The 25,620-nt window shown below is 70.9% G+C and carries 29 protein-coding genes; 2 read left to right on the top strand and 27 right to left on the bottom strand.

The genetic code is table 11. From position 1 onward, the window contains the following. Window positions 1–135 precede the first annotated feature (135 nt). The 7 genes from tsaE to AC068A_RS15055 all read right to left on the bottom strand — a co-directional run bounded on the left by tsaE (window position 136) and on the right by AC068A_RS15055 (window position 7,869). The gene (gene tsaE / locus AC068A_RS15085; protein WP_478584939.1) at window positions 136–708 is read right to left on the bottom strand and encodes a tRNA (adenosine(37)-N6)-threonylcarbamoyltransferase complex ATPase subunit type 1 TsaE; all 573 of its coding nucleotides are present in this window, start codon (window positions 706–708) and stop codon (window positions 136–138) included. Beyond that, window positions 650–1,849, bottom strand: coding sequence for an alpha/beta fold hydrolase (locus AC068A_RS15080; protein ID WP_478584937.1), 1,200 nt, complete (start codon window positions 1,847–1,849; stop codon window positions 650–652). Before AC068A_RS15080 ends, tsaE begins: the two co-directional genes overlap by 59 nt. A gap of 20 nt (window positions 1,850–1,869) precedes the next feature. After that, window positions 1,870–3,009 carry an alanine racemase gene (gene alr, locus AC068A_RS15075; protein ID WP_478584935.1) on the bottom strand — a complete coding sequence of 380 codons (1,140 nt, stop codon included), beginning with the start codon at window positions 3,007–3,009 and terminating at the stop codon, window positions 1,870–1,872. A gap of 252 nt (window positions 3,010–3,261) precedes the next feature. Next, window positions 3,262–4,671 (bottom strand): NAD(P)H-hydrate epimerase, encoded by a 1,410-nt coding sequence (locus tag AC068A_RS15070; RefSeq protein WP_478584933.1) that lies wholly within the window; start codon window positions 4,669–4,671, stop codon window positions 3,262–3,264. A 64-nt stretch (window positions 4,672–4,735) separates the two neighbouring features. Beyond that, window positions 4,736–5,104, bottom strand: coding sequence for a holo-ACP synthase (locus tag AC068A_RS15065; protein WP_478584931.1), 369 nt, complete (start codon window positions 5,102–5,104; stop codon window positions 4,736–4,738). A 14-nt stretch (window positions 5,105–5,118) separates the two neighbouring features. Next, entirely contained in the window at window positions 5,119–6,969 is a 1,851-nt protein-coding gene (gene glmS, locus AC068A_RS15060; protein WP_478584929.1) for a glutamine--fructose-6-phosphate transaminase (isomerizing), read from the bottom strand. A 123-nt stretch (window positions 6,970–7,092) separates the two neighbouring features. Next, window positions 7,093–7,869, bottom strand: coding sequence for a hypothetical protein (locus AC068A_RS15055; protein ID WP_478584928.1), 777 nt, complete (start codon window positions 7,867–7,869; stop codon window positions 7,093–7,095). A gap of 321 nt (window positions 7,870–8,190) precedes the next feature. Between AC068A_RS15055 and coaA the strand changes: the two genes are divergently transcribed. Continuing rightward, window positions 8,191–9,186 (top strand): type I pantothenate kinase, encoded by a 996-nt coding sequence (coaA, locus tag AC068A_RS15050; RefSeq protein WP_478584926.1) that lies wholly within the window; start codon window positions 8,191–8,193, stop codon window positions 9,184–9,186. 42 nt (window positions 9,187–9,228) lie between these two features. Next, on the top strand, window positions 9,229–10,188 hold the full coding sequence (locus AC068A_RS15045) for a DUF389 domain-containing protein (protein ID WP_478584925.1): 960 nt from the start codon (window positions 9,229–9,231) through the stop codon (window positions 10,186–10,188). A gap of 24 nt (window positions 10,189–10,212) precedes the next feature. Here AC068A_RS15045 and glmM read toward each other — a convergent pair whose 3' ends face one another. The 20 genes from glmM to rplF all read right to left on the bottom strand — a co-directional run bounded on the left by glmM (window position 10,213) and on the right by rplF (window position 25,610). After that, window positions 10,213–11,571: a phosphoglucosamine mutase gene (glmM, locus tag AC068A_RS15040; RefSeq protein WP_478584923.1), complete on the bottom strand. Its 1,359-nt coding sequence runs from the start codon at window positions 11,569–11,571 to the stop codon at window positions 10,213–10,215. Window positions 11,572–11,703: 132 nt separating this feature from the next. Next, window positions 11,704–12,219 carry a 30S ribosomal protein S9 gene (gene rpsI, locus AC068A_RS15035; RefSeq protein WP_179173326.1) on the bottom strand — a complete coding sequence of 172 codons (516 nt, stop codon included), beginning with the start codon at window positions 12,217–12,219 and terminating at the stop codon, window positions 11,704–11,706. A gap of 42 nt (window positions 12,220–12,261) precedes the next feature. Continuing rightward, complete coding sequence (gene rplM / locus AC068A_RS15030; protein ID WP_478584921.1) at window positions 12,262–12,705, bottom strand: 50S ribosomal protein L13; 444 nt, start codon at window positions 12,703–12,705, stop codon at window positions 12,262–12,264. Between the two features lie 238 nt (window positions 12,706–12,943). Beyond that, the gene (locus tag AC068A_RS15025) at window positions 12,944–14,224 is read right to left on the bottom strand and encodes a glycosyltransferase family 87 protein (RefSeq protein ID WP_478584919.1); all 1,281 of its coding nucleotides are present in this window, start codon (window positions 14,222–14,224) and stop codon (window positions 12,944–12,946) included. A 38-nt stretch (window positions 14,225–14,262) separates the two neighbouring features. After that, the gene (locus tag AC068A_RS15020) at window positions 14,263–15,900 is read right to left on the bottom strand and encodes an ABC-F family ATP-binding cassette domain-containing protein (protein WP_478584917.1); all 1,638 of its coding nucleotides are present in this window, start codon (window positions 15,898–15,900) and stop codon (window positions 14,263–14,265) included. Between the two features lie 95 nt (window positions 15,901–15,995). Beyond that, on the bottom strand, window positions 15,996–16,847 hold the full coding sequence (gene truA / locus AC068A_RS15015; protein ID WP_478584915.1) for a tRNA pseudouridine(38-40) synthase TruA: 852 nt from the start codon (window positions 16,845–16,847) through the stop codon (window positions 15,996–15,998). 108 nt (window positions 16,848–16,955) lie between these two features. Next, window positions 16,956–17,432 (bottom strand): 50S ribosomal protein L17, encoded by a 477-nt coding sequence (gene rplQ / locus AC068A_RS15010; protein WP_361090656.1) that lies wholly within the window; start codon window positions 17,430–17,432, stop codon window positions 16,956–16,958. A gap of 137 nt (window positions 17,433–17,569) precedes the next feature. Continuing rightward, window positions 17,570–18,592 carry a DNA-directed RNA polymerase subunit alpha gene (locus tag AC068A_RS15005; protein ID WP_003956430.1) on the bottom strand — a complete coding sequence of 341 codons (1,023 nt, stop codon included), beginning with the start codon at window positions 18,590–18,592 and terminating at the stop codon, window positions 17,570–17,572. Between the two features lie 154 nt (window positions 18,593–18,746). After that, window positions 18,747–19,151, bottom strand: a complete 405-nt coding sequence (rpsK, locus tag AC068A_RS15000) for a 30S ribosomal protein S11 (protein ID WP_003956432.1) — start codon at window positions 19,149–19,151, stop codon at window positions 18,747–18,749. Between the two features lie 55 nt (window positions 19,152–19,206). Next, entirely contained in the window at window positions 19,207–19,587 is a 381-nt protein-coding gene (gene rpsM / locus AC068A_RS14995) for a 30S ribosomal protein S13 (RefSeq protein ID WP_179173322.1), read from the bottom strand. Between the two features lie 196 nt (window positions 19,588–19,783). Further along, a complete protein-coding gene (gene rpmJ, locus AC068A_RS14990; protein ID WP_003956441.1) occupies window positions 19,784–19,897 on the bottom strand; it encodes a 50S ribosomal protein L36 in 114 nt (37 codons plus the stop codon). A gap of 73 nt (window positions 19,898–19,970) precedes the next feature. Further along, a complete protein-coding gene (gene infA, locus AC068A_RS14985; RefSeq protein WP_003956442.1) occupies window positions 19,971–20,192 on the bottom strand; it encodes a translation initiation factor IF-1 in 222 nt (73 codons plus the stop codon). A 128-nt stretch (window positions 20,193–20,320) separates the two neighbouring features. Next, window positions 20,321–21,157, bottom strand: a complete 837-nt coding sequence (gene map / locus AC068A_RS14980) for a type I methionyl aminopeptidase (RefSeq protein WP_478584911.1) — start codon at window positions 21,155–21,157, stop codon at window positions 20,321–20,323. Between the two features lie 89 nt (window positions 21,158–21,246). Beyond that, the gene (locus tag AC068A_RS14975) at window positions 21,247–21,894 is read right to left on the bottom strand and encodes an adenylate kinase (protein ID WP_478584909.1); all 648 of its coding nucleotides are present in this window, start codon (window positions 21,892–21,894) and stop codon (window positions 21,247–21,249) included. After that, window positions 21,894–23,207: a preprotein translocase subunit SecY gene (secY, locus tag AC068A_RS14970; protein ID WP_478584907.1), complete on the bottom strand. Its 1,314-nt coding sequence runs from the start codon at window positions 23,205–23,207 to the stop codon at window positions 21,894–21,896. Before secY ends, AC068A_RS14975 begins: the two co-directional genes overlap by 1 nt. Before the next feature lie 187 nt (window positions 23,208–23,394). Beyond that, the gene (gene rplO, locus AC068A_RS14965; RefSeq protein ID WP_179173318.1) at window positions 23,395–23,850 is read right to left on the bottom strand and encodes a 50S ribosomal protein L15; all 456 of its coding nucleotides are present in this window, start codon (window positions 23,848–23,850) and stop codon (window positions 23,395–23,397) included. Window positions 23,851–23,852: 2 nt separating this feature from the next. After that, window positions 23,853–24,035: a 50S ribosomal protein L30 gene (gene rpmD / locus AC068A_RS14960; RefSeq protein WP_005313525.1), complete on the bottom strand. Its 183-nt coding sequence runs from the start codon at window positions 24,033–24,035 to the stop codon at window positions 23,853–23,855. Further along, entirely contained in the window at window positions 24,035–24,637 is a 603-nt protein-coding gene (rpsE, locus tag AC068A_RS14955; RefSeq protein WP_361913662.1) for a 30S ribosomal protein S5, read from the bottom strand. The genes rpmD and rpsE overlap by 1 nt, the downstream gene beginning before the upstream one ends. A gap of 45 nt (window positions 24,638–24,682) precedes the next feature. Further along, on the bottom strand, window positions 24,683–25,066 hold the full coding sequence (rplR, locus tag AC068A_RS14950) for a 50S ribosomal protein L18 (protein ID WP_114053745.1): 384 nt from the start codon (window positions 25,064–25,066) through the stop codon (window positions 24,683–24,685). 4 nt (window positions 25,067–25,070) lie between these two features. After that, window positions 25,071–25,610: a 50S ribosomal protein L6 gene (rplF, locus tag AC068A_RS14945; protein WP_114053744.1), complete on the bottom strand. Its 540-nt coding sequence runs from the start codon at window positions 25,608–25,610 to the stop codon at window positions 25,071–25,073. Between the last annotated feature and the right edge of the window lie 10 nt (window positions 25,611–25,620).

Here is a 25,620-nt window from a genome sequence, read left to right as displayed (position 1 = left end):
CCGCACTTAGGTAGGCCTAACCTGCCCTCCGTACCATGTGACCACGCGCGCCTCTCCCGGCGCAATATCTTGCCGACACCTTGTCGGTACCTCTTGGGGCCCGCCCCGGAAAGCATCCCCGGGGCCGGCCGGGCCTCAGCCCGCCGCGACGGCCCCGAGGCCCGCCAGCAGGCCCGGTGCGGCCCAGCGATCGCCGACACCGCGCACGGTGACCTCCCGTACGTCGTCCAGGACCTCCTCGTGGCCGACCGCCCGCGCGATCACCACGTGCAGCCGGTCCTCCGAGAGCTCCTCGACCTTGCCGTCGCCCCACTCGACGACGACCACGGACTCCGGCAGCGAGACGTCGAGGTCCAGGTCCTCCATCTCGTCCAGCCCGCCGCCCAGCCGGTACGCGTCCACGTGGACCAGCGCCGGCCCGCCGCGCAGCGAGGGGTGCACCCGGGCGATCACGAAGGTCGGCGAGGTCACCGCGCCCCGGACGCCCAGCCCCTCGCCGAGCCCGCGGGTCAGCGTGGTCTTGCCCGCGCCGAGCTCCCCGGTCAGCAGGACGAGGTCGCCGGGACGGAGCAGGCCGGCGATGCTGCGGCCCAGGGCCTGCATGGCCTCGGGCGAGTCGACGGTGATGCGCGCCCCTGCGGCGGCGCCTTCAGGATCCCGAGATCCCCGCGCCGGGCTGGGAGGGGCTTCCAGCGGTACTTCTTCCATGTCCGCCAACGTTAGCCGCTGCGGGCACCGCACCGGTGCGCGCGAGCAGCTCGGTCAGCAGCCCGGTCACCGTCTGCGGGTATTCCAGCATCATCAGGTGCCCGGCCCGCTCCAGGACGACGAGCTCGGCGGCCGGCAGCGCGTCCTTGATCGCCTGGCTGTGCGCCGCCGGGGTGATCATGTCGTGGTCCCCGCCGATGACGGTGACGGGGATGTCCGCGAACCGCTGGAGGGCGGCCGTCTTGTCGTGCGCCTGGAAGGCCGGGTAGAACTCGGCGACCACGTCGATGGGCGTGCCCTCGATGAGCCGCTCCGCGAACCGGGCGACGCCCGGGTCGACCTCGCGCGGGGCGCCGAACGAGTACAGCTTGATCATGCCGGCGAAGAGGTCGGCGGTGGCCCGGCGGCCCCGCTCCACCAGCTCCACCTGCGAGCCGAGCGCCTTGAGCACGGGCGGCAGGATCCGGCGCACCGCGCCCACGCCCATGGCGGGCAGACCGTACGTCACCTCGTTCAGGCGGCCGCTGGACGTGCCCACCAGGGCGACCCCGAGCACCCGGTCGCGCACCAGCTCCGGGTACTGCTCGGCGAACGCCATGATGGTCATACCGCCCATCGAGTGACCCACCAGGACCAGCGGGCCCTCCGGGGCGGCGGCGTCGATGACGGTCTTCAGGTCGCGGCCCAGCTGGTCGATCGTCACCGGTTCGCCGTCGGCCTGGGCGAAGCCGCGAGCGCTGCGGCCGTGGCTGCGCTGGTCCCAGTACACGGCGCGGACGAGGCCCCGCAGGGCGGCGCGCTGGAAGTGCCACGAGTCCTGGGCCAGGCAGTAGCCGTGGCAGAACACGACGGTCGGCGCGGGACGCTCCTTGCGGCGCAGGCGGGGGCGCGGCCGCTGGGCGGCGTCCCCGTCCGGCTCCTCGACCTCGTAGTGGAGCTCGGTCCCGTCGTCGGCGTAGGCGGCGCCCGGCGTTCCGCGCAGGGAGCCGTAGTCGCCGGCGGCGTCGAGGGCGAGGCGCGCCTTGCGGCGCACGCTGCGCCCGACCGTGATCCGTTCGACGGCGACACCGGCCGCCGCACCCGCGGCTATCACGCCGATCACGGCTCCGGCCCAGCCGGCCCTGCGCCAGTTCTCGCTCACGCCGTCGTCCTCAACTCAACTCAGCCGTTGCGGTAGACGCGGGGTACGCGCCCTCCGATACGAGTGACGATCTCATACGCGATGGTCCCTGCCGCCTGAGCCCAGTCCTCGGCGGTGGGTTCGCCGTGCTCGCCGCTGCCGAACAGAACGGCCTCGTCCCCCGCCCGCACCGCGGCTCCGGGGCCGAGGTCGACGACGAACTGGTCCATCGCGACACGCCCGGCGACACGCCGGATCCGGCCGCCGACGGAGACCGGGCCGCGGCCGGAGGCGTGCCGGGGTATGCCGTCGGCGTACCCGGCGGGGATCAGCGCGAGGGTCGTCTCGTCGTCGGTGACGTAGTGGTGGCCGTAGCTGACGCCGTGGCCGGCGGGCACCGTCTTGACCAGGGCCACGGACGCCTTGAGGGTCATCGCCGGGCGCAGCCCGAGCTCGGCGGGGGTCCCGAGCTCGGGGGCGGGCGACACGCCGTAGACGGCGAGGCCGCAGCGCACCAGGTCGAAGTGGCTGTCGGGGAGGGTCAGCGTCGCCGGCGAGTTGGCGATGTGCCGGACCTCGGGCTCCAGCCCCTCCTTCTCGGCGTACGCGAGCAGGTCGCGAAATGCAGCGAGCTGAAGCTCGATGGAGGGATGCCCGGGCTCGTCGGCGCAGGCGAAGTGCGACCAGACGCCGGTGACGCGGACGGTTCCCTCGGCCTCGGCGGCGGCCGCCGCACCGACGAGCTCCGCCCAGTCGGCGGGCTGGCAGCCGTTGCGGCCGAGGCCGGTGTCGGCCTTGAGCTGGATCCGGGCGGTCCGCCCGGCCGCCCGGGCGGCGGCGGTCACCTCGTCGAGGGCCCACATCCCGCTGACGGACACGTCGACATCGGCCTCGATCGCCTCGCGCCAGGGCCCGCCGGGGGTCCACAGCCAGCACATGATCCGGCCGCCGATCCCGGCGGCGCGCAGGGCGAGCGCCTCCTCCGGGGTGGCGGTGCCGAGCCAGGTGGCGCCGGCGTCGAGGGCCGCGCGGGCGCAGGGGACCGCGCCGTGCCCGTAGGCGTTCGACTTGACCACGGCCATGAGCTCGGCCCGGGGGGCCCGGGCGCGCAGTGCGCGCACGTTCGCCCGTACGGCGTCCAGATCGATCTCGGCGTACACGCGCCCCGGTGTCTCGTTCATCGCCCCCAGTCTCTCAGAGCCCGCCCCACCCCCGCGCGACCGCCATTCCCCTCCGGGCCGGCCTCCCGGCGCCGCCCACCGGCGCCGGCCGGGCAACGGCCCGCGCGCCCGGCCCACCGAACGGGCGAGCCCCGTCGGCCCAACGCCGCCCCGCCGGCACGCATCAGCCCCGTCGGCGATCGGGGCGGGGGGCGCGGGGCGCGGGGGGCCGGGGGCCCGGTCCCCGGAGCGGCGGCGCGGCCCGGCGGGGGGTCAGGGGTGGGTGGCGTTGCGCCAGGCGGCGGGGAGGGCCTCGGCCACCTCATGGGCGAGGACCGGCGCCCCCGCGGCGGCCAGCCGAGCGGCAAGCCCGTGCAGGTACGCCGCCACCGCCCCCGCATCGGCGGCCGCCAGCCCGGCCGCCAGCAGCGACCCGCCGAGCCCCGACAGCACGTCGCCGCTGCCCGCCGTCGCCAGCCACGGCGTACCGGTGGGGTTCACCCGCACCGGCCGGCGCCCGCCCCCGTCGCTCACGAGCGTCGTCGACCCCTTGAGCAGGGCCGCGGCCCCGTACCGCCCGGCCAACTCCCGTACGGCCGCCAGCCTCCCGGATTCCACCGCTTCCCGCGGCACCCCCAGCAGGGCGGCCGCCTCCCCGGCGTGCGGGGTCAGCAGCGTGGCCGCCGGACGGGCGCGCAGCACCTCCGGATCGAGCCCGCGCAGCCCGTCCGCGTCCACCAGCACCGGCACCGGGTCGGCCAGGACCCGGGCGACGTCCTGGCCGCGCCCCTCCCCCAGCCCGGGTCCGACGACCCACGCCTGGACCCGGCCCCACCCGATCAGCGTCTCGGGGTAGCGGGCGAGCACCTCCTCCACCGCCGGGCCGACGTACCGCACGGCGCCCGCACCGCCCCGCAGGGCTCCCGCCACGGCGAGCACGGCCGCGCCGGGGTACTGCGCCGATCCGGCGACGATGCCGATGACGCCCCGGCGGTACTTGTCGCTGGACGCGGCGGGCCGCGGCAGCAGCCGCGCCACGTCGGCGTGCTGGAGGGCTTCGGCCTCGGGGCCGGCGGAGGCGTCGAACTCCAGCCCGATGTCCACGAGCCGCACCACGCCGGCCCGCGACGCCCCGGGGTCGATCAGCAGCCCCGGCTTGTGCGTCCCGAAGGTCACGGTGACGTCGGCCCGCACGGCCGCCCCGGCCACCTCCCCGGTGTCCGCGTCCACCCCGCTCGGCAGGTCCACGGCGACCACGGCCGCCCCGGCCGGGATCCGCTCCACCAGTGCCGCGGCCGCCGGCCGCAGTCCGCCGCGCCCGCCGATGCCGAGCAGCCCGTCCACGACGAGGTCCGCCCGGTCGGGCACGGTCTCGGCGACCCGCCCGCCGGCGGCCCGCAGCGCGGCCAGCCCGCCCGGGTGCATCCGCTGCGGGTCCATCGGCACCGCGGTCACCCCGGCGCCGCGCCGGGCCAGCCGGGCGCCCGCGTACAGCGCGTCGCCGCCGTTGTCCCCCGGCCCGACGAGCAGCACGACCCGCGCCCCGTACACCTTCGGCAGCAGGTCCGCGCAGGCGGCGGCGAGTCCGGCCGCCGCCCGCTGCATCAGGGCGCCTTCCGGGAGCCGGGCCATCAGCTGCCGTTCGGCCGCCCGTACGTTCTCCACGCTGTAAGCAGTACGCATGCCCCCAGCCTGCCCGATCGGGCGGCCCGATCGGCTGCGCTACGCCCCGGGCTACGGCTCTGCGCTACGCCTCGGCGATGACCACCGCCGAGGCGACTCCCGCGTCGTGGCTGAGCGAAAGGTGAAAGGACTTCACCCCGAGCGCCACCGCCCGCGCTTCGACCGTCCCCTGCACCCGCACCCGCGGCTGCCCGGATTCCTCCACGTACACCTCGGCGTCGGTCCACAGCATCCCGGCGGGCGCGCCGAGCGCCTTGGCCAGTGCCTCCTTGGCGGCGAACCGGGCGGCGAGCGAGGCGGTTCCGCGCCGCTCGCCGCTCGGCAGCAGCAACTCGGACTCGATGAAGAGCCGCTGGGCCATGCCCGGCGTCCGCTCCAGCGCTGCACCGAAGCGGTCGATCTCGGCAACGTCGATCCCCACGCCGATAATCACAACGAACTACCCATTCACTCCACGGTCACGGACTTCGCGAGATTACGCGGCTGGTCCACCTCGTTCCCGCGCGCCGTCGCCAGTTCGCACGCGAACACCTGGAGCGGCACCGTCGCCACCAGCGGCTGGAGCAGCGTCGGCGTCGCCGGGATGCGGATCAGGTGGTCGGCGTACGGGACCACCGCCTGGTCGCCCTCCTCCGCGATCACGATGGTCCGCGCCCCGCGCGCCCGGATCTCCTGGATGTTCGACACGATCTTGTCGTGCAGGACCGAGCGCCCGCGCGGCGACGGCACGACCACCACCACCGGCAGGTCCTCCTCGATCAGCGCGATCGGCCCGTGCTTGAGCTCGCCCGCCGCGAAGCCCTCGGCGTGCATGTACGCGAGCTCCTTGAGCTTGAGCGCGCCTTCCAGCGCCACCGGGTAGCCGACGTGCCGCCCGAGGAACAGCACGGTGTTCTTGTCGGCCAGGGACCGGGCCAGGGCCCGCACCGGCTCCATCGTCTCCAGGACGGCGTCCACGGCCGCGGCGATGTCGGACAGTTCGCGGACCACCGCCTGGATCTCGTCGCCCCACTTGGTGCCCCGGACCTGCCCGAGGTAGAGCGCGACCAGGTAGCAGGCCACCAGCTGCGTCAGGAACGCCTTGGTCGAGGCGACGGCGACCTCGGGACCGGCGTGGGTGTACAGCACGGCGTCCGACTCCCGCGGGATCGTCGACCCGTTCGTATTGCAGATGGCCAGCACCTTGGCCCCCTGCTCGCGCGCGTGCCGCAGCGCCATCAGGGTGTCCATGGTCTCGCCGGACTGCGAGATCGCCACCACCAGCGTCCGCTGGTCCAGGATCGGGTCGCGGTAGCGGAACTCGCTCGCCAGCTCCGTCTCGCACGGGATGCGGGTCCAGTGCTCGATGGCCAGCTTCGCGATCATGCCCGCGTGGTAGGCCGTACCGCACGCCACGATCACGACCTTGTCGACCTCCCGGAGCACAGTGGCGGGGATGCGCACCTCGTCCAGGGTCAGCGAGCCGCTCGCGTCGATCCTGCCCAGGAGGGTGTCGGCGACAGCCTTCGGCTGCTCGGCGATCTCCTTGAGCATGAAGTAGTCGTATCCCCCCTTCTCGGCCGCCGAGGCGTCCCAGTCCACGTGGTACGCCCGCACCTCTGCGGGCGAACCGTCGAACCCGGTCACCGAGACCCCGTCGCAGCGGAGCTCGACGACCTGGTCCTGCCCCAGCTCGATCGCGGACCGCGTGTGGGCGATGAACGCGGCCACGTCCGAGGCGAGGAAGTGCTCACCCTCCCCAACGCCCACGACCAGAGGGGAGTTCCGGCGGGCGCCGACCACCACGTCCGGCGCGTCGGCGTGCACCGCGACCAGCGTGAACGCGCCCTCCAGCCGCCGGCACACCTGCCGCATGGCCTCCGCGAGGTCGTTCCCGGCGGCGGCGAACCGCTCGGCCAGCAGGTGGGCCACGACCTCGGTGTCCGTCTCCGACTCCAGCCGGTGCCCGCGCTCGGCGAGTTCGGCGCGCAGCACGGCGAAGTTCTCGATGATGCCGTTGTGGACGACGGCCACCCGGCCCGCGTTGTCCAGGTGCGGGTGGGCGTTGGCGTCGGTGGGCCCGCCGTGCGTGGCCCAACGCGTGTGCCCCAGGCCCGTGGAGCCCGCCGGCAGCGGATGCGCGACGAGCTCCTTCTCCAGGTTGACCAGCTTCCCGGCCTTCTTGGCGGACGCGACCCGCCCGTCGGCGAGCACGGCGACCCCTGCCGAGTCGTAGCCGCGGTACTCCAGCCGCTTGAGTCCGGCGATGACCACATCGAGCGCCGACTGCGCTCCTACATAACCCACGATTCCGCACATACGGCGCAGCGTACGCCGCGAGCCGCTTCCTGCCCCGCACTTGGACAAGACGAAAACCCCGCCCCGGCGAATGCGCCGGAGCGGGGTTGACGGTCGTTCAGGCGCCGGGCGCCGGGGCGCGGCTCAGCCGAGCTTCTTGACCTGCGCGTCGATGACGTCCTTCGGGAGCGCCGGCTTGCCGCCGAGGTTCTGCACCGAGAACGTGGCGAGGGTGTTGCCCTTGCGCACCACGATCAGCTGCCCGGCCATCGAGGCCTCGGCGTCGCCGAAGTCCGCGACGAAGGAGGCGGCCTCGTCGCCCGCCGTGACGGCGTCGCCCGCCACCATCTTGTTGACCTTGAGGCTCTCGCCACCCTGCGTCATCGTGTAGCCGCCCGCGCAGGCGGTGCCCGCCGTCTTGAAGGCGGTGAACGCCTCCTCGGCACCCTTGCCGTCGTAGGAGGTCAGGGTCACGGAGGTGCCGGTGGCACCGGCGAGCATCTCCAGGGCCGCCTTCGCCTTGTCCGCCTCCGACGCGTTGGGGTCGGCGGCCTTGCCGGAGGTGCCGCCGACCTGGACACGGGCCACACCGGCGGAGGCGCCCTGGGGCGCCATCGACGCGGCCTGGACGATCGGCTTGCACTCGGCCTTGTCGGTGGTGGCCGCGTGGGCCGCGATCTGGGCCGCGGAGGGCGTCTTGACCACGCTGTCCTTGGGGGCCTCGGCCTGGGTCAGCAGGAGGGGCGCCAGTTCGGCGTCCGTCTTGCCCTTGGCCGGGGCGGCGGCCGGCGCGGAGGCTGCCGGCGCGGACGGCTTGGCGTCGTCCTTCTTGTCCTCGGACGAGCCGCACGCGGTGGCGAGCAGGGCCAGCGAGACGGCGGAGGCGGTCATGACGGAACGGCGGACAAGGGTGCTGCGCACGAAAAACCCCCACAGGGTGATGCAATGACGGTCGGGAGGCCCGGACGGCACCCACTCCCCATGGGAGCGCGCCGGAGCCACCATGATCAGCAATGTACGTGCCCCCGCCGACACCCGCCCGCCCGAACGCCCCTTCGCGGCCGATCGTGATCTCAGCGAGACCGAAAGCCGCCTCCGCGCCTCCGTGCCTCCGCGCCTCCGTGCCTCCGTGCCTCCGCACCACGTGACCGACCACACCACCCACGAACGGCCCCGAGCCACGACAATGGCGGTGTGATCACTTCGCCGCCACGAAGCAGCACGCCCGAACCGGAATGCGCGATGAAGCGCCCGGAGCGGCCCGAGCGGTCCCCGCGCCGGGCCGAGGTCTCGCCGTACGTCGATCTCACCCGCGCCGAGTGGAGCGCCCTGCGCGAGCGCACCCCGCTGCCGCTGACCGCCGAGGAGGTGGAGCAGCTGCGCGGCCTGGGCGACGTCATCGACCTCGACGAGGTCCGCGACATCTACCTGCCCCTGTCCCGGCTGCTCAACCTGTACGTCGGCGCCACCAGCACCCTCCGCGGCACCCTCAACACCTTCCTCGGCGACGCGGGCGGCACCGGCCACGGCAGCCAGCAGGGCACCCCCTTCGTCATCGGCGTCGCCGGCTCCGTCGCCGTCGGCAAGTCCACCGTGGCCCGCCTGCTCCAGGCCCTGCTGGCCCGCTGGCCCGAGCACCCGCGCGTGGAGCTCGTCACCACGGACGGCTTCCTCTACCCCATGAAGGAGCTGGAGCGGCGCGGGCTCACCTCCCGCAAGGGCTTCCCCGAGTCCTACGACCGCCGGGCGCTCACCCGCTTCGTCGCCGACATCAAGGCGGGCAGGGACGAGGTCACCGCCCCGGTCTACTCGCACCTCATCTACGACATCGTCCCCGGCGAGCGGCTCGTCGTCCGCCGCCCGGACATCCTGATCGTCGAGGGCCTGAACGTGCTCCAGCCGGCCCTCCCCGGCAAGGACGGGCGCACCCGGGTCGGCCTCGCCGACTACTTCGACTTCAGCGTGTACGTGGACGCGCGCGCCGAGGACATCGAGCGCTGGTACCTCAACCGGTTCCGGAAGCTGCGCGAGACCGCCTTCCAGAACCCCTTCTCGTACTTCCGCACGTACACGCAGGTCTCCGAGGAGGAGGCGATGGAGTACGCGCAGACCATGTGGCGGACGATCAACAAGCCCAACCTGCTGGAGAACGTGGCCCCCACCCGCGGCCGGGCCACCCTCGTCGTCCGCAAGGGCCCGGACCACAAGGTGCAGAAACTCAGCCTGCGCAAGCTCTGACGGCAGCGCCTCCGCGTGCCCTGCGGGGGCTACTGTGCGGGCATGCTGCATCTGCGGATCATCGTGCCGCACGACCGGACCGACGCGGTCCTCGCACTGATCGGCCGGACGGTCGGCACCACGCACGTGGCCGTGCTCTCCGGGGCGGCCCGCGACCCGGCCGGCGACATCGTGCTGTGCGACGTGGCCCGTGAGGCCGGGGACGAGCTGCTGCACGGTCTGCGGGAGCTGGCCGTCGACCGGGACGGCGCCATCGCCGTCGAGCACATCGACCTGTCCCTGTCCGCCCGCGCCGACGAGGCGGAGGAGGAGGCCCCGGGCGAGGCCGCGGACGCCGTGATCTGGGAGCAGCTGGCCGAGGCGACCCACGAGGAGTCCACCCTCACCATCACCTACCTGCTGTTCCTCGCCATCGCGACGATGATCGCGGCCTGCGGTGTGGTCCTCGACAACGCCATCCTGATCGTGGGCGCGATGGCCCTCGGCCCCGAGTTCGGGCCGCTCGCCGGGATCTGCACCGGGCTGGTGCAGCGGGAGCCGAAGCTCGCCGGCCGCTCCGCCTTCGCCCTGGTGGTGGGCTTCACCGTGGCGATGGCGGCGACGACCCTGTTCAGCCTGGCGATGACCGGGCTGGGGCAGTTCGAGGAGGCGATGCTGGAGAACCCGCGCCCGAACACCAGCTTCATCTGGCAGCCCGACCCGTTCTCCTTCATCGTGGCCCTGCTCGCCGGCATGGCCGGCACCCTGTCCCTGACCTCGGCGAAGGCCGGCGCCCTGGTCGGCGTGGCGATCTCCGTCACCACCGTCCCGGCCGCCGCGAACGCCGCCGTTGCCTTCAGCTTCGGGGACTACGGACAGATGTGGGGCTCGGCGATGCAGCTGGCGCTGAACCTGTCCGGCATCGTCCTGGCCGGGGTCGCCACCCTCGTGGGCTGGAAACTGCTGTGGCGCACCCAGCAGCACCGGATGGTCCGGCGGCCGAGTGCGCCACGGCGCCCGTAGCCCGGTCGGGCCACGCGGGAGCGGCTAGCCGAGCGCCGTCTTCACGGCGTCCGCGAGGCGCTGCGCCACCGCGCGGGCCTGCTCGATGTCGGCGGCCTCCACCATCACCCGGACCAGGGGCTCCGTACCGGACGGACGGAGCAGCACCCGGCCGGTGGTGCCGAGCTCGCGCTCGGCGTCGGCGACGGCCTCGGCCAGCTCGCCGGAGGTGGCGACCCGGGACTTGTCCACGTCGGGCACGTTGATCAGGATCTGCGGGAGCCGCTGCATGACGCCGGCCAGCTCCGCCAGCGACCGGCCGGTGGCCGCGACGCGCGCGGCCAGCATCAGGCCGGTCAGCGTGCCGTCGCCGGTCGTCGCGTGGTCGAGGATGATCACGTGGCCGGACTGCTCGCCGCCCAGCGCGTAGCCGTGCTCCTTCATCGCCTCCAGCACGTACCGGTCGCCGACGCCGGTCTGCACGACCTGGATGCCCTCGGCCTCCATGGCCAGCTTGAAGCCCAGGTTGGACATGACCGTGCCGACGACGGTGTTCCCGCGCAGGGTGTCGGCCTCGCGCATGGCCAGGGCCAGCACCGCGAGGATCTGGTCGCCGTCGACCTCCGCGCCGGAGGCGTCGACCGCGAGGCAGCGGTCGGCGTCGCCGTCGTGGGCGATGCCGAGGTCGGCGCCGTGCTCGACGACGGCCCGCTTGAGCAGGTCGAGGTGGGTGGAGCCGCAGCCGTCGTTGATGTTCAGGCCGTCGGGCTCGGCACCGATGGTGACGATCTCGGCGCCGGCCCGGGCGAAGGCCTCGGGCGAGACGCGGGCGGCCGCGCCGTGCGCCTCGTCCAGGACGATCTTCAGCCCGTCCAGGCGGTTGGGGAGGACCCCGATGAGGTGGGCGACGTACTTGTCGAAGCCCTCGTCGTATTCGGAGACCCGGCCGACGCCGGCGCCGGTGGGCCGGTCCCAGGGCGCGCCCGTGCGGTGCTCCTCGTAGACGGCCTCGATCCGGTCCTCCAGCTCGTCGGCGAGCTTATGGCCGCCCCGCGCGAAGAACTTGATGCCGTTGTCGGGCATCGCGTTGTGGGAGGCGGAGAGCATCACGCCGAGGTCGGCACCCAGCGCACCGGTGAGATACGCCACCGCGGGGGTGGGCAGCACACCGACGCGCAGGACGTCCACGCCCGCGCTCGCGAGGCCCGCGACGACCGCGGCCTCCAGGAACTCGCCCGAGGCCCGCGGGTCGCGGCCGACCACGGCCGTCGGCCGGTGGCCCGCGAAGGTGCCGGCCTCGCCCAGTACGTGGGCCGCTGCCACGGAGAGGCCGAGCGCGAGCTCAGCCGTCAGATCCGCATTGGCGACGCCGCGTACACCGTCCGTCCCGAAGAGTTGTCCCACTGTTGTCCTCCAAGATCGCGCTTCGCTTGAGACCGCTGGTGACAGGTATGTGCCGCTCGTGGCGGTAAACGAACCGCCCCGGCAGCACAGAGAGTGCTGCCGGGGCGGTCGTTGCTGAACAGCAGGCGCAGATTAACGCTTGCTGTACTGCGGAGCCTTACGGGCCTTCTTGAGACCGGCCTTCTTGCGCTCGACCGCACGGTCGTCGCGGGAGAGGAAGCCGGCCTTCTTCAGCGCCGGGCGGTTGTTGTCGACGTCCGCCTCGTTCAGCGCACGGGCCACGCCGAGGCGCAGGGCGCCGGCCTGGCCGGAGACGCCGCCACCCGCGATGCGGGCGATGACATCGTAACGGCCGTCGAGCTCGAGCAGCTTGAACGGCTCGTTGACTTCCTGCTGGTGCACCTTGTTCGGGAAGTAGTCCTCGAGGGTGCGACCGTTGATCTTCCACTTGCCGGAGCCCGGAACGATCCGGACACGGGCAATGGCGTTCTTGCGACGGCCCAGGCCGGCGGCCGGCTGGGGGTCGCCGAAGCGACCGGCAAGGGACTCGGAGGTGTAGTCGCCCTCGACGACGACGTCCGACTCGGTGGTGTACTCCTCGACGCCCTCGAACTCGTCGACGGGGGTCTCGGCGGTGGTCTCGGCCACGATGCTCCTCAGAATTCTCTACGTCTTAGGGGGTGGCCGGAACTACTGCGCGACCTGGGTGATCTCGAACGGCACCGGCTGCTGGGCAGCGTGCGGGTGCTGGTCGCCCGAGTAGACCTTCAGCTTCGAGAGCATCTGACGGCCGAGGGAGTTCTTGGGGAGCATGCCCTTGACGGCCTTCTCGACGGCCTTCTCCGGGTTGTTCGCCAGCAGGTCGTCGTAGCGAACCGAACGCAGACCACCCGGGAAGCCGGAGTGGCGGTACGCCATCTTCTGGGACGCCTTGTTGCCGGACAGGTGGACCTTGTCGGCGTTGATGATGACGACGAAGTCGCCCATGTCCATGTGGGGGGCGTAGGTCGGCTTGTGCTTGCCCTTCAGGAGGGCAGCGGCCTGGGTCGCCAGACGGCCGAGGACAACGTCCTTGGCGTCGATGACGAGCCACTGGCGCGAGATGTCGCCGGGCTTGGGGCTGTACGTACGCACGGTCGTATGCCTTCGCTTCTTCAGTGATGGGTTCTCCCCCGAGCCTCGCGGCCCGAAGGGAAGGGTCCTGACAAGGCCACCAAAGACGATCACGACAGCCCAGGTGCACGACGGGGACGCAACCCGTGTGTACCGCTGGTCATCGGCCCGGTGGACCGGCGTAAGGCCCTTTCACGTGAGAATGAGCAAGCCAATACGCATAACGAACCAGCAGGATACCCACCGTGCCCTGGAAGGGTCAAAACGCAGACCCGGAGCCCGCCTCGGCGGGCTCCGCAGTGCGCTCTGTTCCGGGCCCGGGAAGGGTCCCCGCAGTTCGTACGCCTTCCAGGTTAACCCGCGCCGGGCGCAGGCACCGCCGCATCAGGCTCCCGGCGAACACGCACAGCGTGAAGCAGTCCTTGAACGCCCGCCGCTTGCGCTCCAGCTCGGAGGGCCACGGCACGCCCGCGACCTGCGGGAACATCCCCACCCAGAACCAGCCCGAATGCACCGCGGACCCCGCCCGCACCCCCGAGGCCAGCAGCAGCGGGAGCACCACCAGCAGGTAGTGGTCGAAGGAGGGCCGCGACACCAGGAACGCGGCCAGCATCACCATGCAGGCCGTCTCCGCCAGCCGCAGCTCGCCCCGGTCCTGGTCGTCCTCCCGCCGCCACCGCCGCCAGGCCGCCCACAGCCCGCCGAGCGCCCCCAGCCCCGCCACCAGCACCGCGACCGGCACCGGCACCCCCAGCCGGGGCAGCACCGCGATCGGTGAGGCGTCCCAGGGCAGGGCGTAGGCGTCCTGGCCCTGGAGCAGGAAGGGCAGCGTCTTGGTGAAGAACAGCGAAGGGCTCGGCATCAGCAGCGCGCCCAGCAGCGACATCCCCAGCGGCACCAGCACGGCCGCCGCCAGCCCCCGCCACCGCCCGGCCAGCACGAACAGCAGCCCGATGGGCACCAGCATCGGCTTGCAGGCGATCGCCAGCCCCACCACCAGTCCGGCGGCCGTCCACGAGCGGCGGTGGGCGAGCAGCAGGGCGAGGGGGAGGGCGGCCGCCGATACGGCCGTCCAGTTGCCGATCAGCACGAGGTTCACGTACGGCCGGAAGGCCAGCGCGAGGACGGCGAACCCGCCGACCGCGAACCGCGAGCGGGCCGGCACCGAGAACAGCCGCAGCGCCGCCCACCAGCCCGCGGCCAGCAGCCCGGAGATCGCGAGCGGCAGCACCCAGCGCAGCACCGGCGTCGGCAGCAGCGCCTCCGGGACCGCCATGACCACGGCGCTCGGCAGGTACAGGAAGCGCTTGTCCTCGTACGGCGAACCGCCCGCCAGCAGCGTGTCCGCGGCCTTCACGACGAAGGCGTTGTCCGAGCCCCAGTTCGACCGCAGGCTGGTGGAGACGGAAATCCCGAGGACGACGAGCAGCAGCCCGGCGAACCAGAGCCGGGGGGCGGGGGCCGACAGCCGGGCGGCCAGGGCCCGCCGCACCGCCGGGTCGTCCCACTTCCTGAGCCAGGTGCCAGGCCGCAGCCGCACAACGCCTCCCGATCGACCCGCCCGGGGGCGGGCTCCCCCTAGCGCTCCCGCTCGACCCTACGTTCGTCCCAGACGGGTTCCCGAGTCTCCCGCACAACACCGTCTGAACCGAAGACCAGGAAACGGTCAAATGTGCGCGCGAACCAGCGGTCGTGCGTGACGCACAGCACAGTGCCCTCGTAGGCCTCCAGGCCGTCCTGAAGCGCCTCCGCGGACTCCAGGTCCAGGTTGTCCGTCGGCTCGTCCAGGAGCAGCGCCGTGGTGCCCGCAAGCTCCAGCAGGAGGATCTGGAAGCGGGCCTGCTGGCCGCCCGACAGCTTCTCGAACGGCTGGTCGCCCTGGCGCTCCAGCTCGTAGCGGCGCAGCGCCGACATGGCCCCGCCGCGGTCCTTCGCGTGCTCCGTCCACAGGATGTCGACGAGCGACCGGCCGAACAGCTCGGGGTGCGCGTGCGTCTGCGCGAAGTGGCCGGGCACGACCCGGGCGCCGAGCTTCCACTCCCCCGTGTGGGCGACCGGGTTCTCGGGGTCCCCGGCCAGCAGCCGCAGGAAGTGCGACTTGCCCGAGCCGTTCGAGCCGAGCACGGCGACCCGCTCGCCGTAGAAGACCTCCAGGCCGAAGGGCTTCATCAGGCCGGTCAGCTCCAGGTTCTTGCAGGTCAGGGCGCGGACGCCGGTCCGCCCGCCCTTCAGCCGCATCCGGATCTCCTGCTCCCGCGGCGGCTCCGGCGGCGGGCCGGCCTCCTCGAACTTCCGCAGCCGCGTCTGGGCCGCCGCGTACCGCGAGGCCATCTCGTGGCTGACCGCGGCCGCCTGCCGCAGGGTGACCACCAGCTTCTTCAGCTGGGCGTGCTTCTCCTCCCAGCGCCGCTTGAGCTCCTCGAAGCGGGCGAATCGCTCCTTGCGGGCCTCGTGGAAGGTGTCGAAGCCGCCGCCGTGCACCCACACGTCGGAGCCGTCGACCCCGGGCTCGACCGCGATGATCTTCTGGGCGGCGCGGGACAGCAGCTCCCGGTCGTGCGAGATGAACAGCACCGTCTTGCGGGTGGCCCGCAGCTGGTCCTCCAGCCACCGCTTGCCGGGCACGTCGAGGTAGTTGTCCGGCTCGTCGAGGAGCAGCACCTCGTCCAGTCCGCGCAGCAGCGCCTCCAGGACGAGCCGCTTCTGCTCACCGCCGGAGAGCGTGCGCACCTCGCGGAACTGCGCCTTGTCGTACGGGACCCCCAGCGCGGCCGTGGTGCACACGTCCCACAGCGTCTCCGCCTCGTACCCCTGGACGTCCGCCCAGTCGCTGAGGGCCTGCGCGTACGCCATCTGCGCGGCCTCGTCGTCGACGGTCATGATCAGGTGCTCGGCCCGGTCCACGGCCTTGGCGGCCTCGCGGATCCGCGGGTGCGCCACGGAGACCAGCAGGTCGCGGACGGTGGTCTCGTCCCGGACCGAGCCGATGAACTGCGACATCACCCCGAGGCCGCCGCTGACGGTGACGGAGCCGCCGTGCGGCTGGAGCTCGCCGGACAGCAGCCTCAGCAGGGTGGTCTTGCCGGCCCCGTTCGCCCCCACCAGGGCGACCACGGCCCCCTCTCCCACCCGGAAGGAGACGTCGGGGAGCAGCACCCGCCCGTCGGGAAGGCAGTACTCCAGGTGGCCGGCTTCGAGATGTCCCATGCCGGGCATGCTCGCAGCCCGGCCGGGATACGCCCAAACCGTTTACCGGCGGAATCCCCAGCCGGGGGGCGCAGCCGGTCGGCAGCAGCCGGCGGTGCGGCCGGTCAGCAGCAGCCGGCGCCCGGCAGCGTGCGCATGTTCCGGGCCTCCTTGCTGCGCGCCGCCAGCAGCTCGTCCGCCGGGTAGCCGACCTCCTCCAGGGTCAGCCCGTGCGGCTTGACCACGTGCACCGAGGAGTCCCGTACGGCGGCCCGCAGCACCGTGCCGGGCCAGTCCGTCGGCCGGTGCCCGTCCCCGACGTGCAGCAGGGCGCCGACCAGCGAGCGGACCATGTTGTGGCAGAAGGCGTCGGCACGGACGGTCGCGGTGACGATCCCGTCCCCGCCCCGCGCCCAGCTCAGCTGCTGGAGGGTGCGGATGGTGGTGGCGCCCTCGCGCTTGCGGCAGTACGCGGCGAAGTCGTGCTCGCCGAGCAGCTCGGTGGCGGCCTCGTTCATGGCGTCCACGTCCAGCGGCCACGGGTGCCACAGCACGTGGCCGCGCAGCAGCGGGTCCACGCCCCCGGGGTGGTCGCCCACGCGGTAGGCGTAGCGGCGCCACACGGCGGAGAAACGGGCGTTGAAGCCCGCCGGCGCCTCGGCCGCCTTCCAGACCCGTACGTCGTGCGGCAGCTTGCCCGCGAGACGGCGCAGCAGCTTGTCGCCGTGCTCCGCCCACACCTCCTCGGCCAGGTCGAACTGGGCGACCTGCCCGCGGGCGTGCACGCCCGCGTCGGTCCGCCCGGCCACGGTCAGCTCGACCGGGTGGGGCAGCCGCATCACGGTCTGCAGCGCCGACTCCAACTCGCCCTGGACGGTCCGCAGCGTGCGCTGCTTCGCCCAGCCGGAGAAGTACGTGCCGTCGTAACTCAGGTCCAGCCTGACCCGGACGTGCCCGGGCTCCACCTCGTCACTCACGTGAGCGATCCTCTCAAGCCGCATGCTCTTCCACCCATGCAGAACGGGCCCGCCCCGGGAAGGGGCGGGCCCGTTCAGAGCCGATCAGGCAGGCACGATCCCGAAGGATCAGGCCTCCTTGGTCTCCTCGACCTCGGCGGGGGCCTCGGCCTCAGCCTTGGCCTCGGCCTCCTTGACCGCACGCTTGGTGGCGGCCTCGGCCTCACCGGTGGCCTGCTGGGCCACGGTCAGGGCCTCGACGAGCTCGATGACCGCCATCGGGGCGTTGTCGCCGCGACGGTTGCCGATCTTGGTGATGCGCGTGTAACCACCGGGGCGGTTCTCGAAGCGCGGGGCGATCTCGGTGAACAGCGTGTGGACGATGCTCTTGTCCGTGATCGTCTGGAGAACCAGGCGACGGTTGTGGATGTCGCCCTTCTTCGCCTTGGTGATCAGACGCTCGGCGACCGGACGCAGGCGGCGGGCCTTGGCCTCGGTCGTCGTGATGCGGCCGTGCTCGAACAGCGACTTCGCGAGGTTCGCGAGGAGAAGCTTCTCGTGCGCGGCGCTGCCGCCCAGACGGGCTCCCTTGGCGGGACGCGGCATGGTGTTACTCCTTCGTATCTGCACCGGCCGTGTCAGGTACCGGTGTCAGTTCCCCCGGGGCGGACGCCCCGGGAAAGATCGAATCAAGCCCGGCCGGCGATTGAGGCCGAAGCCCCAGCCGCCGGCGACGGGAGGAATCAGTACTGCTCGGTCTCGACGAAACCGGCGTCGGCGTCGTCGTCCGCGCCGAAGGCGTCCGCGGCGGCGGTCGGGTCGAATCCGGGCGGGCTGTCCTTGAGGGCCAGGCCCATGCCGGCCAGCTTCGCCTTGACCTCGTCGATCGACTTCGCACCGAAGTTGCGGATGTCGAGCAGGTCGGCCTCGGAGCGGGCGACGAGCTCACCCACGGAGTGGATGCCCTCGCGCTTGAGGCAGTTGTAGGAGCGGACCGTGAGCTCCAGCTCCTCGATCGGCAGCGCCAGGTCGGCGGCCAGGGCGGCGTCCGTCGGGGACGGGCCCATGTCGATGCCCTCGGCGTCGATGTTGAGCTCGCGGGCCAGACCGAACAGCTCGACCAGGGTCTTGCCGGCGGACGCCATGGCGTCGCGCGGGCGCATGGCCTGCTTGGTCTCGACGTCGACGATCAGCTTGTCGAAGTCGGTGCGCTGCTCGACACGGGTCGCCTCGACCTTGTAGGTGACCTTGAGCACGGGGCTGTAGATGGAGTCGACCGGGATGCGGCCGATCTCCTGGCCCACCTGCTTGTTCTGGACGGCGGAGACGTAGCCGCGACCGCGCTCGACGGTCAGCTCCATCTCCAGCTTGCCCTTGCCGTTCAGCGTGGCGAGGACCAGGTCCGGGTTGTGCACCTCGACACCGGCCGGGGGCGCGATGTCCGCGGCGGTGACCAGGCCGGGGCCCTGCTTGCGCAGGTACATCACGACCGGCTCGTCGTGCTCCGAGGAGACGACCAGCTGCTTGATGTTGAGGATGAGGTCGGTCACGTCCTCCTTGACGCCCGGCACGGTGGTGAACTCGTGCAGGACACCGTCGATGCGGATGCTGGTGACAGCGGCACCCGGGATCGAGGACAGGAGGGTACGGCGCAGGGAGTTGCCGAGGGTGTAGCCGAAGCCCGGCTCCAGCGGCTCGATCACGAACCGCGAGCGGTACTCGTCGACGACCTCTTCGGTCAGCGAAGGACGCTGAGCGATAAGCATGTCTTTTTCCTTCAGTCGTGGACGCCCACTATTTGACGTCCTACGGCCACCGGGCGGAGCCCGACGGTGTTACAGCTGCAAGGGTACGGGCGGTGCGCCCCCACAGGGGGTGCACCGCCCGGAACCGCAGCTCAGTGCGTCGAAACGCGCAGCGTCAGACGCGGCGGCGCTTCGGCGGACGGCAGCCGTTGTGCGGGGTGGGGGTGACGTCCTGGATCGAGCCGACCTCGAGGCCGGTGGCCTGGAGGGAGCGGATCGCGGTCTCGCGGCCGGAGCCCGGACCCTTGACGAAGACGTCGACCTTGCGCATGCCGTGCTCCTGCGCGCGGCGGGCGGCCGACTCGGCGGCCATCTGCGCGGCGAAGGGGGTGGACTTGCGCGAGCCCTTGAAGCCGACGTGGCCGGCGGAGGCCCAGGAGATCACGTTGCCGGACGGGTCCGTGATCGAGACGATCGTGTTGTTGAACGTGCTCTTGATGTGCGCGTGGCCGTGAGCGACGTTCTTCTTTTCCTTGCGGCGCACCTTCTTGGCAGCGCCCTGACGACCCTTGGGGGGCATCTGTTTCTCCTACGGGGAGGTGGTCGGTCCTACAGCGCAAGACCGCTGAACAGGACTACTTCTTGCCCGGCTTCTTCTTGCCGGCGATCGCGCGACGCGGGCCCTTGCGGGTACGCGCGTTCGTGCTGGTGCGCTGACCGCGGACCGGCAGGCCACGGCGGTGGCGCAGACCCTGGTAGCAGCCGATCTCCACCTTGCGGCGGATGTCGGCCTGGATCTCGCGGCGGAGGTCACCCTCGGTGCGGAGGTTGGCGTCCACGTACTCGCGGATCTTGACCAGGTCCTCCTCGGACAGGTCACGAACGCGGGTGTTCGGGTTCACGCCGGTCGAGGCGAGGATCTCCTTGGACCGGGTGCGCCCGATACCGAAGACGTAGGTGAGTGCGATCTCCACGCGCTTTTCGCGCGGGATGTCAACACCGGAAACGCGTGCCATTCAATGGCTCCTGTGTGTTCGGGGGTCTTCCGCAGAACCGCTCCCGACCGCCGACCACCCGTGGGCAGTGGTACGTCCGGGTCCCCGGCCCCCGCCGGAGGTGCCGCCGACCCCCTGCGGGGCTGGGCGGGTCCTGCGTATGTACGTTTTCTTACGTCGCGCGAAGAACTGCGAAGTGCAGGTCGGTCGGCGTGCGTCAGCCCTGGCGCTGCTTGTGGCGCAGGTTGTCGCAGATGACCATGACCCGGCCGTGACGGCGGATCACCTTGCACTTGTCGCAGATCTTCTTGACGCTCGGCTTGACCTTCATGTTCTTAAGGTTCTCCGGGTCAGTGCCACCACCCGCACCGGGACGTCAGCCCAGGCAGGAGTGAGAGCAAGATCTACTTGTATCGGTAGACGATCCGGCCACGCGTCAGGTCGTACGGAGAGAGCTCCACGACGACCCGGTCATCGGGCAGGATGCGGATGTAGTGCATGCGCATCTTGCCGCTGATGTGCGCGAGGACCTTGTGACCGTTCTGGAGCTCCACCTTGAACATGGCGTTCGGGAGGGACTCGATCACGGTGCCCTCGATCTCGATGGCACCTTGCTTCTTGGCCACGCTTCGCCTTTCGAATCGGCTACCTTGATCAGCCCACGGGCATGAGAATGCACGTAAGCCGACGAGTCAGTCTACGTCAGGGCACCCAGAAAGACGAATCCGGAAAGTTTGCCCACGAGTCTAGATCATTAACCGAGGGGGTCCGGAGCCGTGGTGACCCCGTACTCCGCCAGCTTCGCCTTGCCGCAGTCCGGGCTGGTCAGGACGATGGGACCGTCCTCCGTCAGGGCGACGGAGTGCTCCCAGTGCGAGGACCAGGTGCCGTCCGTGGTGATGACCGTCCAGTCGTCCGCCAGTACCTCCGTCCGGGCGGTTCCGAGGGAGACCATCGGCTCGATCGCCAGGCAGACGCCCGGGACCAGCTTGATGCCCTTGCCCCGCTTGCGCGAGACGTAGTTCAGCAGGTGCGGGTCCATGTGCATCTCGGAGCCGATGCCGTGGCCGCCGTAGTCCTCGATGATCCCGTACTTGCCGGCCGCGGGCCGCGGCTGGCGGCGGATGTAGCCCTCGATCGCCTTCGAGATGTCCACGAGGCGGTTGCCGTTCCTCATCGCGGCGATACCGGCCCACATGGACTCCTCGGTCACCCGGGAGAGCTCGATCAGCTCCGGAGCGTGACCGGTGCCCACGAAGGCCGTGAAGGCCGCGTCGCCGTGCCAGCCGTCGACGATTGCGCCGGCGTCGATCGAGATGATGTCGCCGTCCTTCAGGACCGTCTTCTCGTCCGGGATGCCGTGGACGACGACCTCGTTCACCGAGGTGCAGATGGTCGCGGGGAAGCCGCCGTAGCCCAGGAAGTTCGACTTGGCGCCGGCATCGGCGATCACCTTGCGCGCGACCATGTCCAGATCCCGCGTCGTGGCGCCCGGAACGGCCGCCTCACGGGTCGCCGCGTGGATCGCGGCGACGACCAGCCCTGCCTCGCGCATCTTCGCGATCTGCTCGGGGGTCTTGATCTGGACCATGAACGTGCCTTCCACCTTTGAACCGGGTCTTCTCAACAGTACGGCCGCGGTGTCCCGGGGACACCGCGGCCGTACGCACAGCAGGGGTACTACTTCTTCAGGGCGTCCATCGCGCGCTGCGTGACTTCCTCGACCTTGCCGAGGGCGGGGATCGTCACCAGCAGGCCCTGGGCCTTGTAGTAGTCGATGATCGGCTCGGTCTGCGTGTGGTAGACCTCCAGCCGGGTCCGGACCGTGGCCTCGGAGTCGTCGTCGCGCTGGTACAGCTCGCCGCCGCACTTGTCGCAGACGCCCTCGGTCTTCGGGGCGCTGTACTCGACGTGGAACACGTGCGCGGAGTCGTTGCGGCAGATCCGGCGGCCGGCGATGCGCTTGACGACCTCGTCCTCCTCGACCTCCAGGTCGAGGACGGCGTCGAGCTTCATGCCCGCGGTCTGGAGCATCTCGTCCAGGGCCTCGGCCTGCGACACGTTGCGCGGGAAGCCGTCCAGCAGGAAGCCGTTCACGGCGTCCGGCTGCTCCATGCGGTCCTTGGCCATGCCGACGGTGATCTCGTCCGGGACGAGCTTGCCGGCGTCCATGAACGCCTTCGCGCGGCGGCCCAGCTCGGTGTTCTGGCTGATGTTGGCCCGGAACAGGTCGCCCGTCGAGATGTGCGGAATCGACAGGTTCTTTGCAAGGAACGCGGCCTGCGTTCCCTTGCCCGCACCGGGCGGTCCGACGAGGACGATACGCATCAGCGGAGGAACCCTTCGTAATTGCGCTGCTGGAGCTGGCTCTCGATCTGCTTCACGGTTTCCAGACCCACACCCACGATGATCAGGATGCTCGTCCCGCCGAACGGGAAGTTCTGGTTCGCTCCGAAGCCGGCCAACGCCATCGTCGGCACTAGAGCGATCAGACCCAGGTACAGCGACCCCGGCCAGGTGATCCGGTTGAGCACGTAGCTCAGGTACTCGGCGGTGGGTCGACCGGCGCGGATACCCGGGATGAACCCACCATACTTCTTCATGTTGTCTGCAACTTCCTCGGGGTTGAACGAAATCGCCACGTAGAAGAACGCGAAGAAGACGATCAGGAGGAAGTACGTCGCGATGTAGTAGGGGTGGTCACCCGTGACGAAGTGCTTTTGGATCCAGATCGCCCAGTCTGCGGTGGATCCGCTGAACTGGACGATCAGCGCCGGGATGTACAGCAGCGACGAGGCGAAGATGACCGGAATCACACCGGCCTGGTTCACCTTGAGCGGGATGTAGGTCGAGGTGCCGCCGTACGCGCGGCGGCCGATCATGCGCTTCGCGTACTGGACCGGGATGCGGCGCTGGGCCTGCTCGACGAAGACCACCAGCGCGACCATCGCCAGGCCGACGAGGATCACGACACCGAACTCGACCCAACCGTCGGCGATCTTGCCCTGGAGCTTGATCTGCCACAGCGCGCCGATGAAGCCGGCGGCGATCGAGATGAACATCAGGATCGACATGCCGTTGCCGATGCCGCGGTCGGTGACCAGCTCACCGAGCCACATGACGACACAGGTGCCGGCGGTCATCGTGACGACCATCGTGATGGTGGTGAAGATCGACCGGTCCGGGACGATCTGGCTCGCGACCGGGCAGCCCTGGAACAGCGCGCCGGTGCGGGCCGTGGCGACGAGACCGGTGCCCTGGAGGATCGCGAGCGCGACCGTCAGGTAGCGCGTGTACTGCGTGATCTTCGCCGTGCCGGACTGGCCCTCCTTCTTGAGGGTCTCCAGCTTCGGAATGACCACGGTCAGCAGCTGCAGGATGATGCTCGCCGTGATGTACGGCATGATCCCGAGCGCGAAGACCGTGATCTGGAGCAGCGCGCCGCCGCTGAACATGTTGACGAGACCGAAGAGCCCGTTGCTGCTTCCGGCCTGGTCGACACAGATCTGGACGTTCTTGTAGCTCACGCCGGGTACCGGGATGTGGGACCCGAGCCGGAACAGCACGATGATGCCGAGCGTGAAGAGCAGCTTCTTGCGCAGGTCGGGCGTCTTGAACGCCCGGGCGAACGCGGTGAGCACGGTGCCTCCTGCGACCCCCGCGCTACTGCGTCAGAGGTGACGGTCTGAGGTTCGACGAATACGTACAAGCAAAGGTGCAGGCCACCTTACCGGCGACTGCGCCCCCCGTGGAACGACCAACCGGGGATGCCCCATTTGTGAGGCATCCCCGGTCAGGTTTCTAGCTGTCTGTCACCTAGGTGTCGTCTTAGACGAGCTCGGTGACGGAGCCGCCGGCGGCGGCGATCTTCTCCTTGGCGGAGGCGGACACGGCGTCAACCGAGACCGTCAGCGCCACGGAAATCTCGCCCTGGCCCAGGACCTTGACGAGCTGGTTCTTGCGAACGGCACCCTTGGCGACCAGGTCGGCCACCGTGACCTCGCCACCCTGCGGGTAGAGCGCGGCCAGCTTGTCCAGGTTCACGACCTGGAACTCGGTGCGGAACGGGTTCTTGAAACCCTTCAGCTTCGGCAGGCGCATGTGGAGGGGCATCTGGCCACCCTCGAAGCGCTGCGGAACCTGGTAACGGGCCTTCGTACCCTTGGTACCACGACCGGCCGTCTTACCCTTCGACGCCTCACCACGACCGACACGGGTCTTGGCGGTCTTGGCGCCGGGGGCGGGACGGAGGTTGTGGGCCTTCAGCGGGCTGGTCTCAGCCATGATTAGTCAACCTCCTCAACCGTCACGAGGTGGCGGACGGTGTGCACCATGCCGCGGAACTCGGGGCGGTCCTCCTTGACGACCACGTCGTTCAGGCGCTTGAGCCCGAGCGAACGGAGGGTGTCGCGGTGGTTCTGCTTGCTGCCGATGTACGACTTCGTCTGCGTGATCTTGAGGCGAGCCATCACACACCCGCCCCTGCACGCGCACGAAGCAGGGCCGCGGGCGCGACGTCCTCGAGCGGCAGACCGCGGCGGGCCGCGATCTCCTCGGGACGCTGCAGGCCCTTCAGGGCCTCCACGGTCGCGTGCACGATGTTGATCGCGTTGTCGGAGCCGAGCGACTTCGACAGGATGTCGTGAACGCCGGCGCACTCCAGAACGGCGCGCACCGGGCCACCGGCGATAACACCGGTACCGGGGGAAGCAGGCTTCAGCAGGACGACGCCCGCGGCCTTCTCGCCCTGGATCGGGTGCGGGATGGTGCCCTGGATGCGGGGGACGCGGAAGAAGTTCTTCTTCGCCTCCTCGACACCCTTGGCGATGGCCGCGGGAACTTCCTTGGCCTTGCCGTAACCGACACCCACGGTGCCGTCACCGTCGCCCACCACGACCAGCGCGGTGAAGCTGAAGCGACGACCACCCTTCACAACCTTGGCGACACGGTTGATCGCGACAACGCGCTCAACGTAGGCGGTCTTCTCGGCGGCAGCGCCACCGTCGCGACCCTTCCGGTCCCGCCGCTCGCCGCCACCGGCACCGCTGCCGCGGCGCTGGGGTCCAGCCATTGGATTACCTCTCTCTGTTACGTCCGTTAGTCCCGGAACCGGGGCTTAGAACTTCAGCCCGGCTTCGCGGGCGGCGTCAGCCAGAGCGGCAATGCGCCCGGCGTACCTGTTGCCACCGCGGTCGAACACGACGGCCTCGACACCGGCGGCCTTGGCGCGCTCGGCGACCAGGAGACCGACCTGCTTGGCCTGCGCGGACTTGTCACCCTCGCCGCCGCGGACCGACGCGTCCAGGTGCGACGCCGACGCCAGGGTGTGACCCTTGAGGTCGTCGATGACCTGAGCGGTGATACCGCGGTTCGAGCGGGTCACGACGAGGCGCGGACGCTCCGCCGTACCCGAGATGCTCTTGCGGATGCGGATGTGGCGGCGCGCCTTCGCAGCGCGCTTGTAAGCGTCGCCCTTGGCGATCTTCACACCGTATGCCATGGCTTTACTTACCAGCCTTTCCGACCTTGCGGCGGATGACCTCGCCCGCGTACTTGACGCCCTTGGCCTTGTACGGGTCGGGCTTCCGCAGCTTGCGGATGTTGGCGGCGACCTCGCCGACCTTCTGCTTGTCGATGCCCTCGACCGAGAACTTGGTCGGCGACTCGACCTTGAAGGAGATGCCCTCGGGCGCCTCCACCAGGATCGGGTGGCTGTAGCCGAGCTGGAACTCCAGGGCGGAGCCCTTCGCGGCCACGCGGTAACCGACACCGCTGATCTCGAGCGCCTTGGTGTATCCCTGGGTCACACCGGTGATCATGTTGGCCACCAGCGTGCGGGACAGGCCGTGGAGGGCCTTGTTCTGACGCTCGTCGTTCGGACGGGTGACGTTCAGAACGCCGTCCTCGCCCTTAACGATCTCGATGGGGGCGGCGACGGTGTGGGAGAGGAGACCCTTGGGGCCCTTCACCGCGACCGTGCGGCCATCGATGGTGACGTCCACGCCGGCGGGAACCGGGATGGGGAGCTTGCCGATACGAGACATAGCTTTTCCT

It is taken from the genome of Streptomyces sp. NPDC043854, assembly GCF_056436005.1.
The sequence above is the reverse complement of the archived record's forward strand: the minus strand, read 5'-3'. Positions and strand labels throughout refer to the sequence as shown.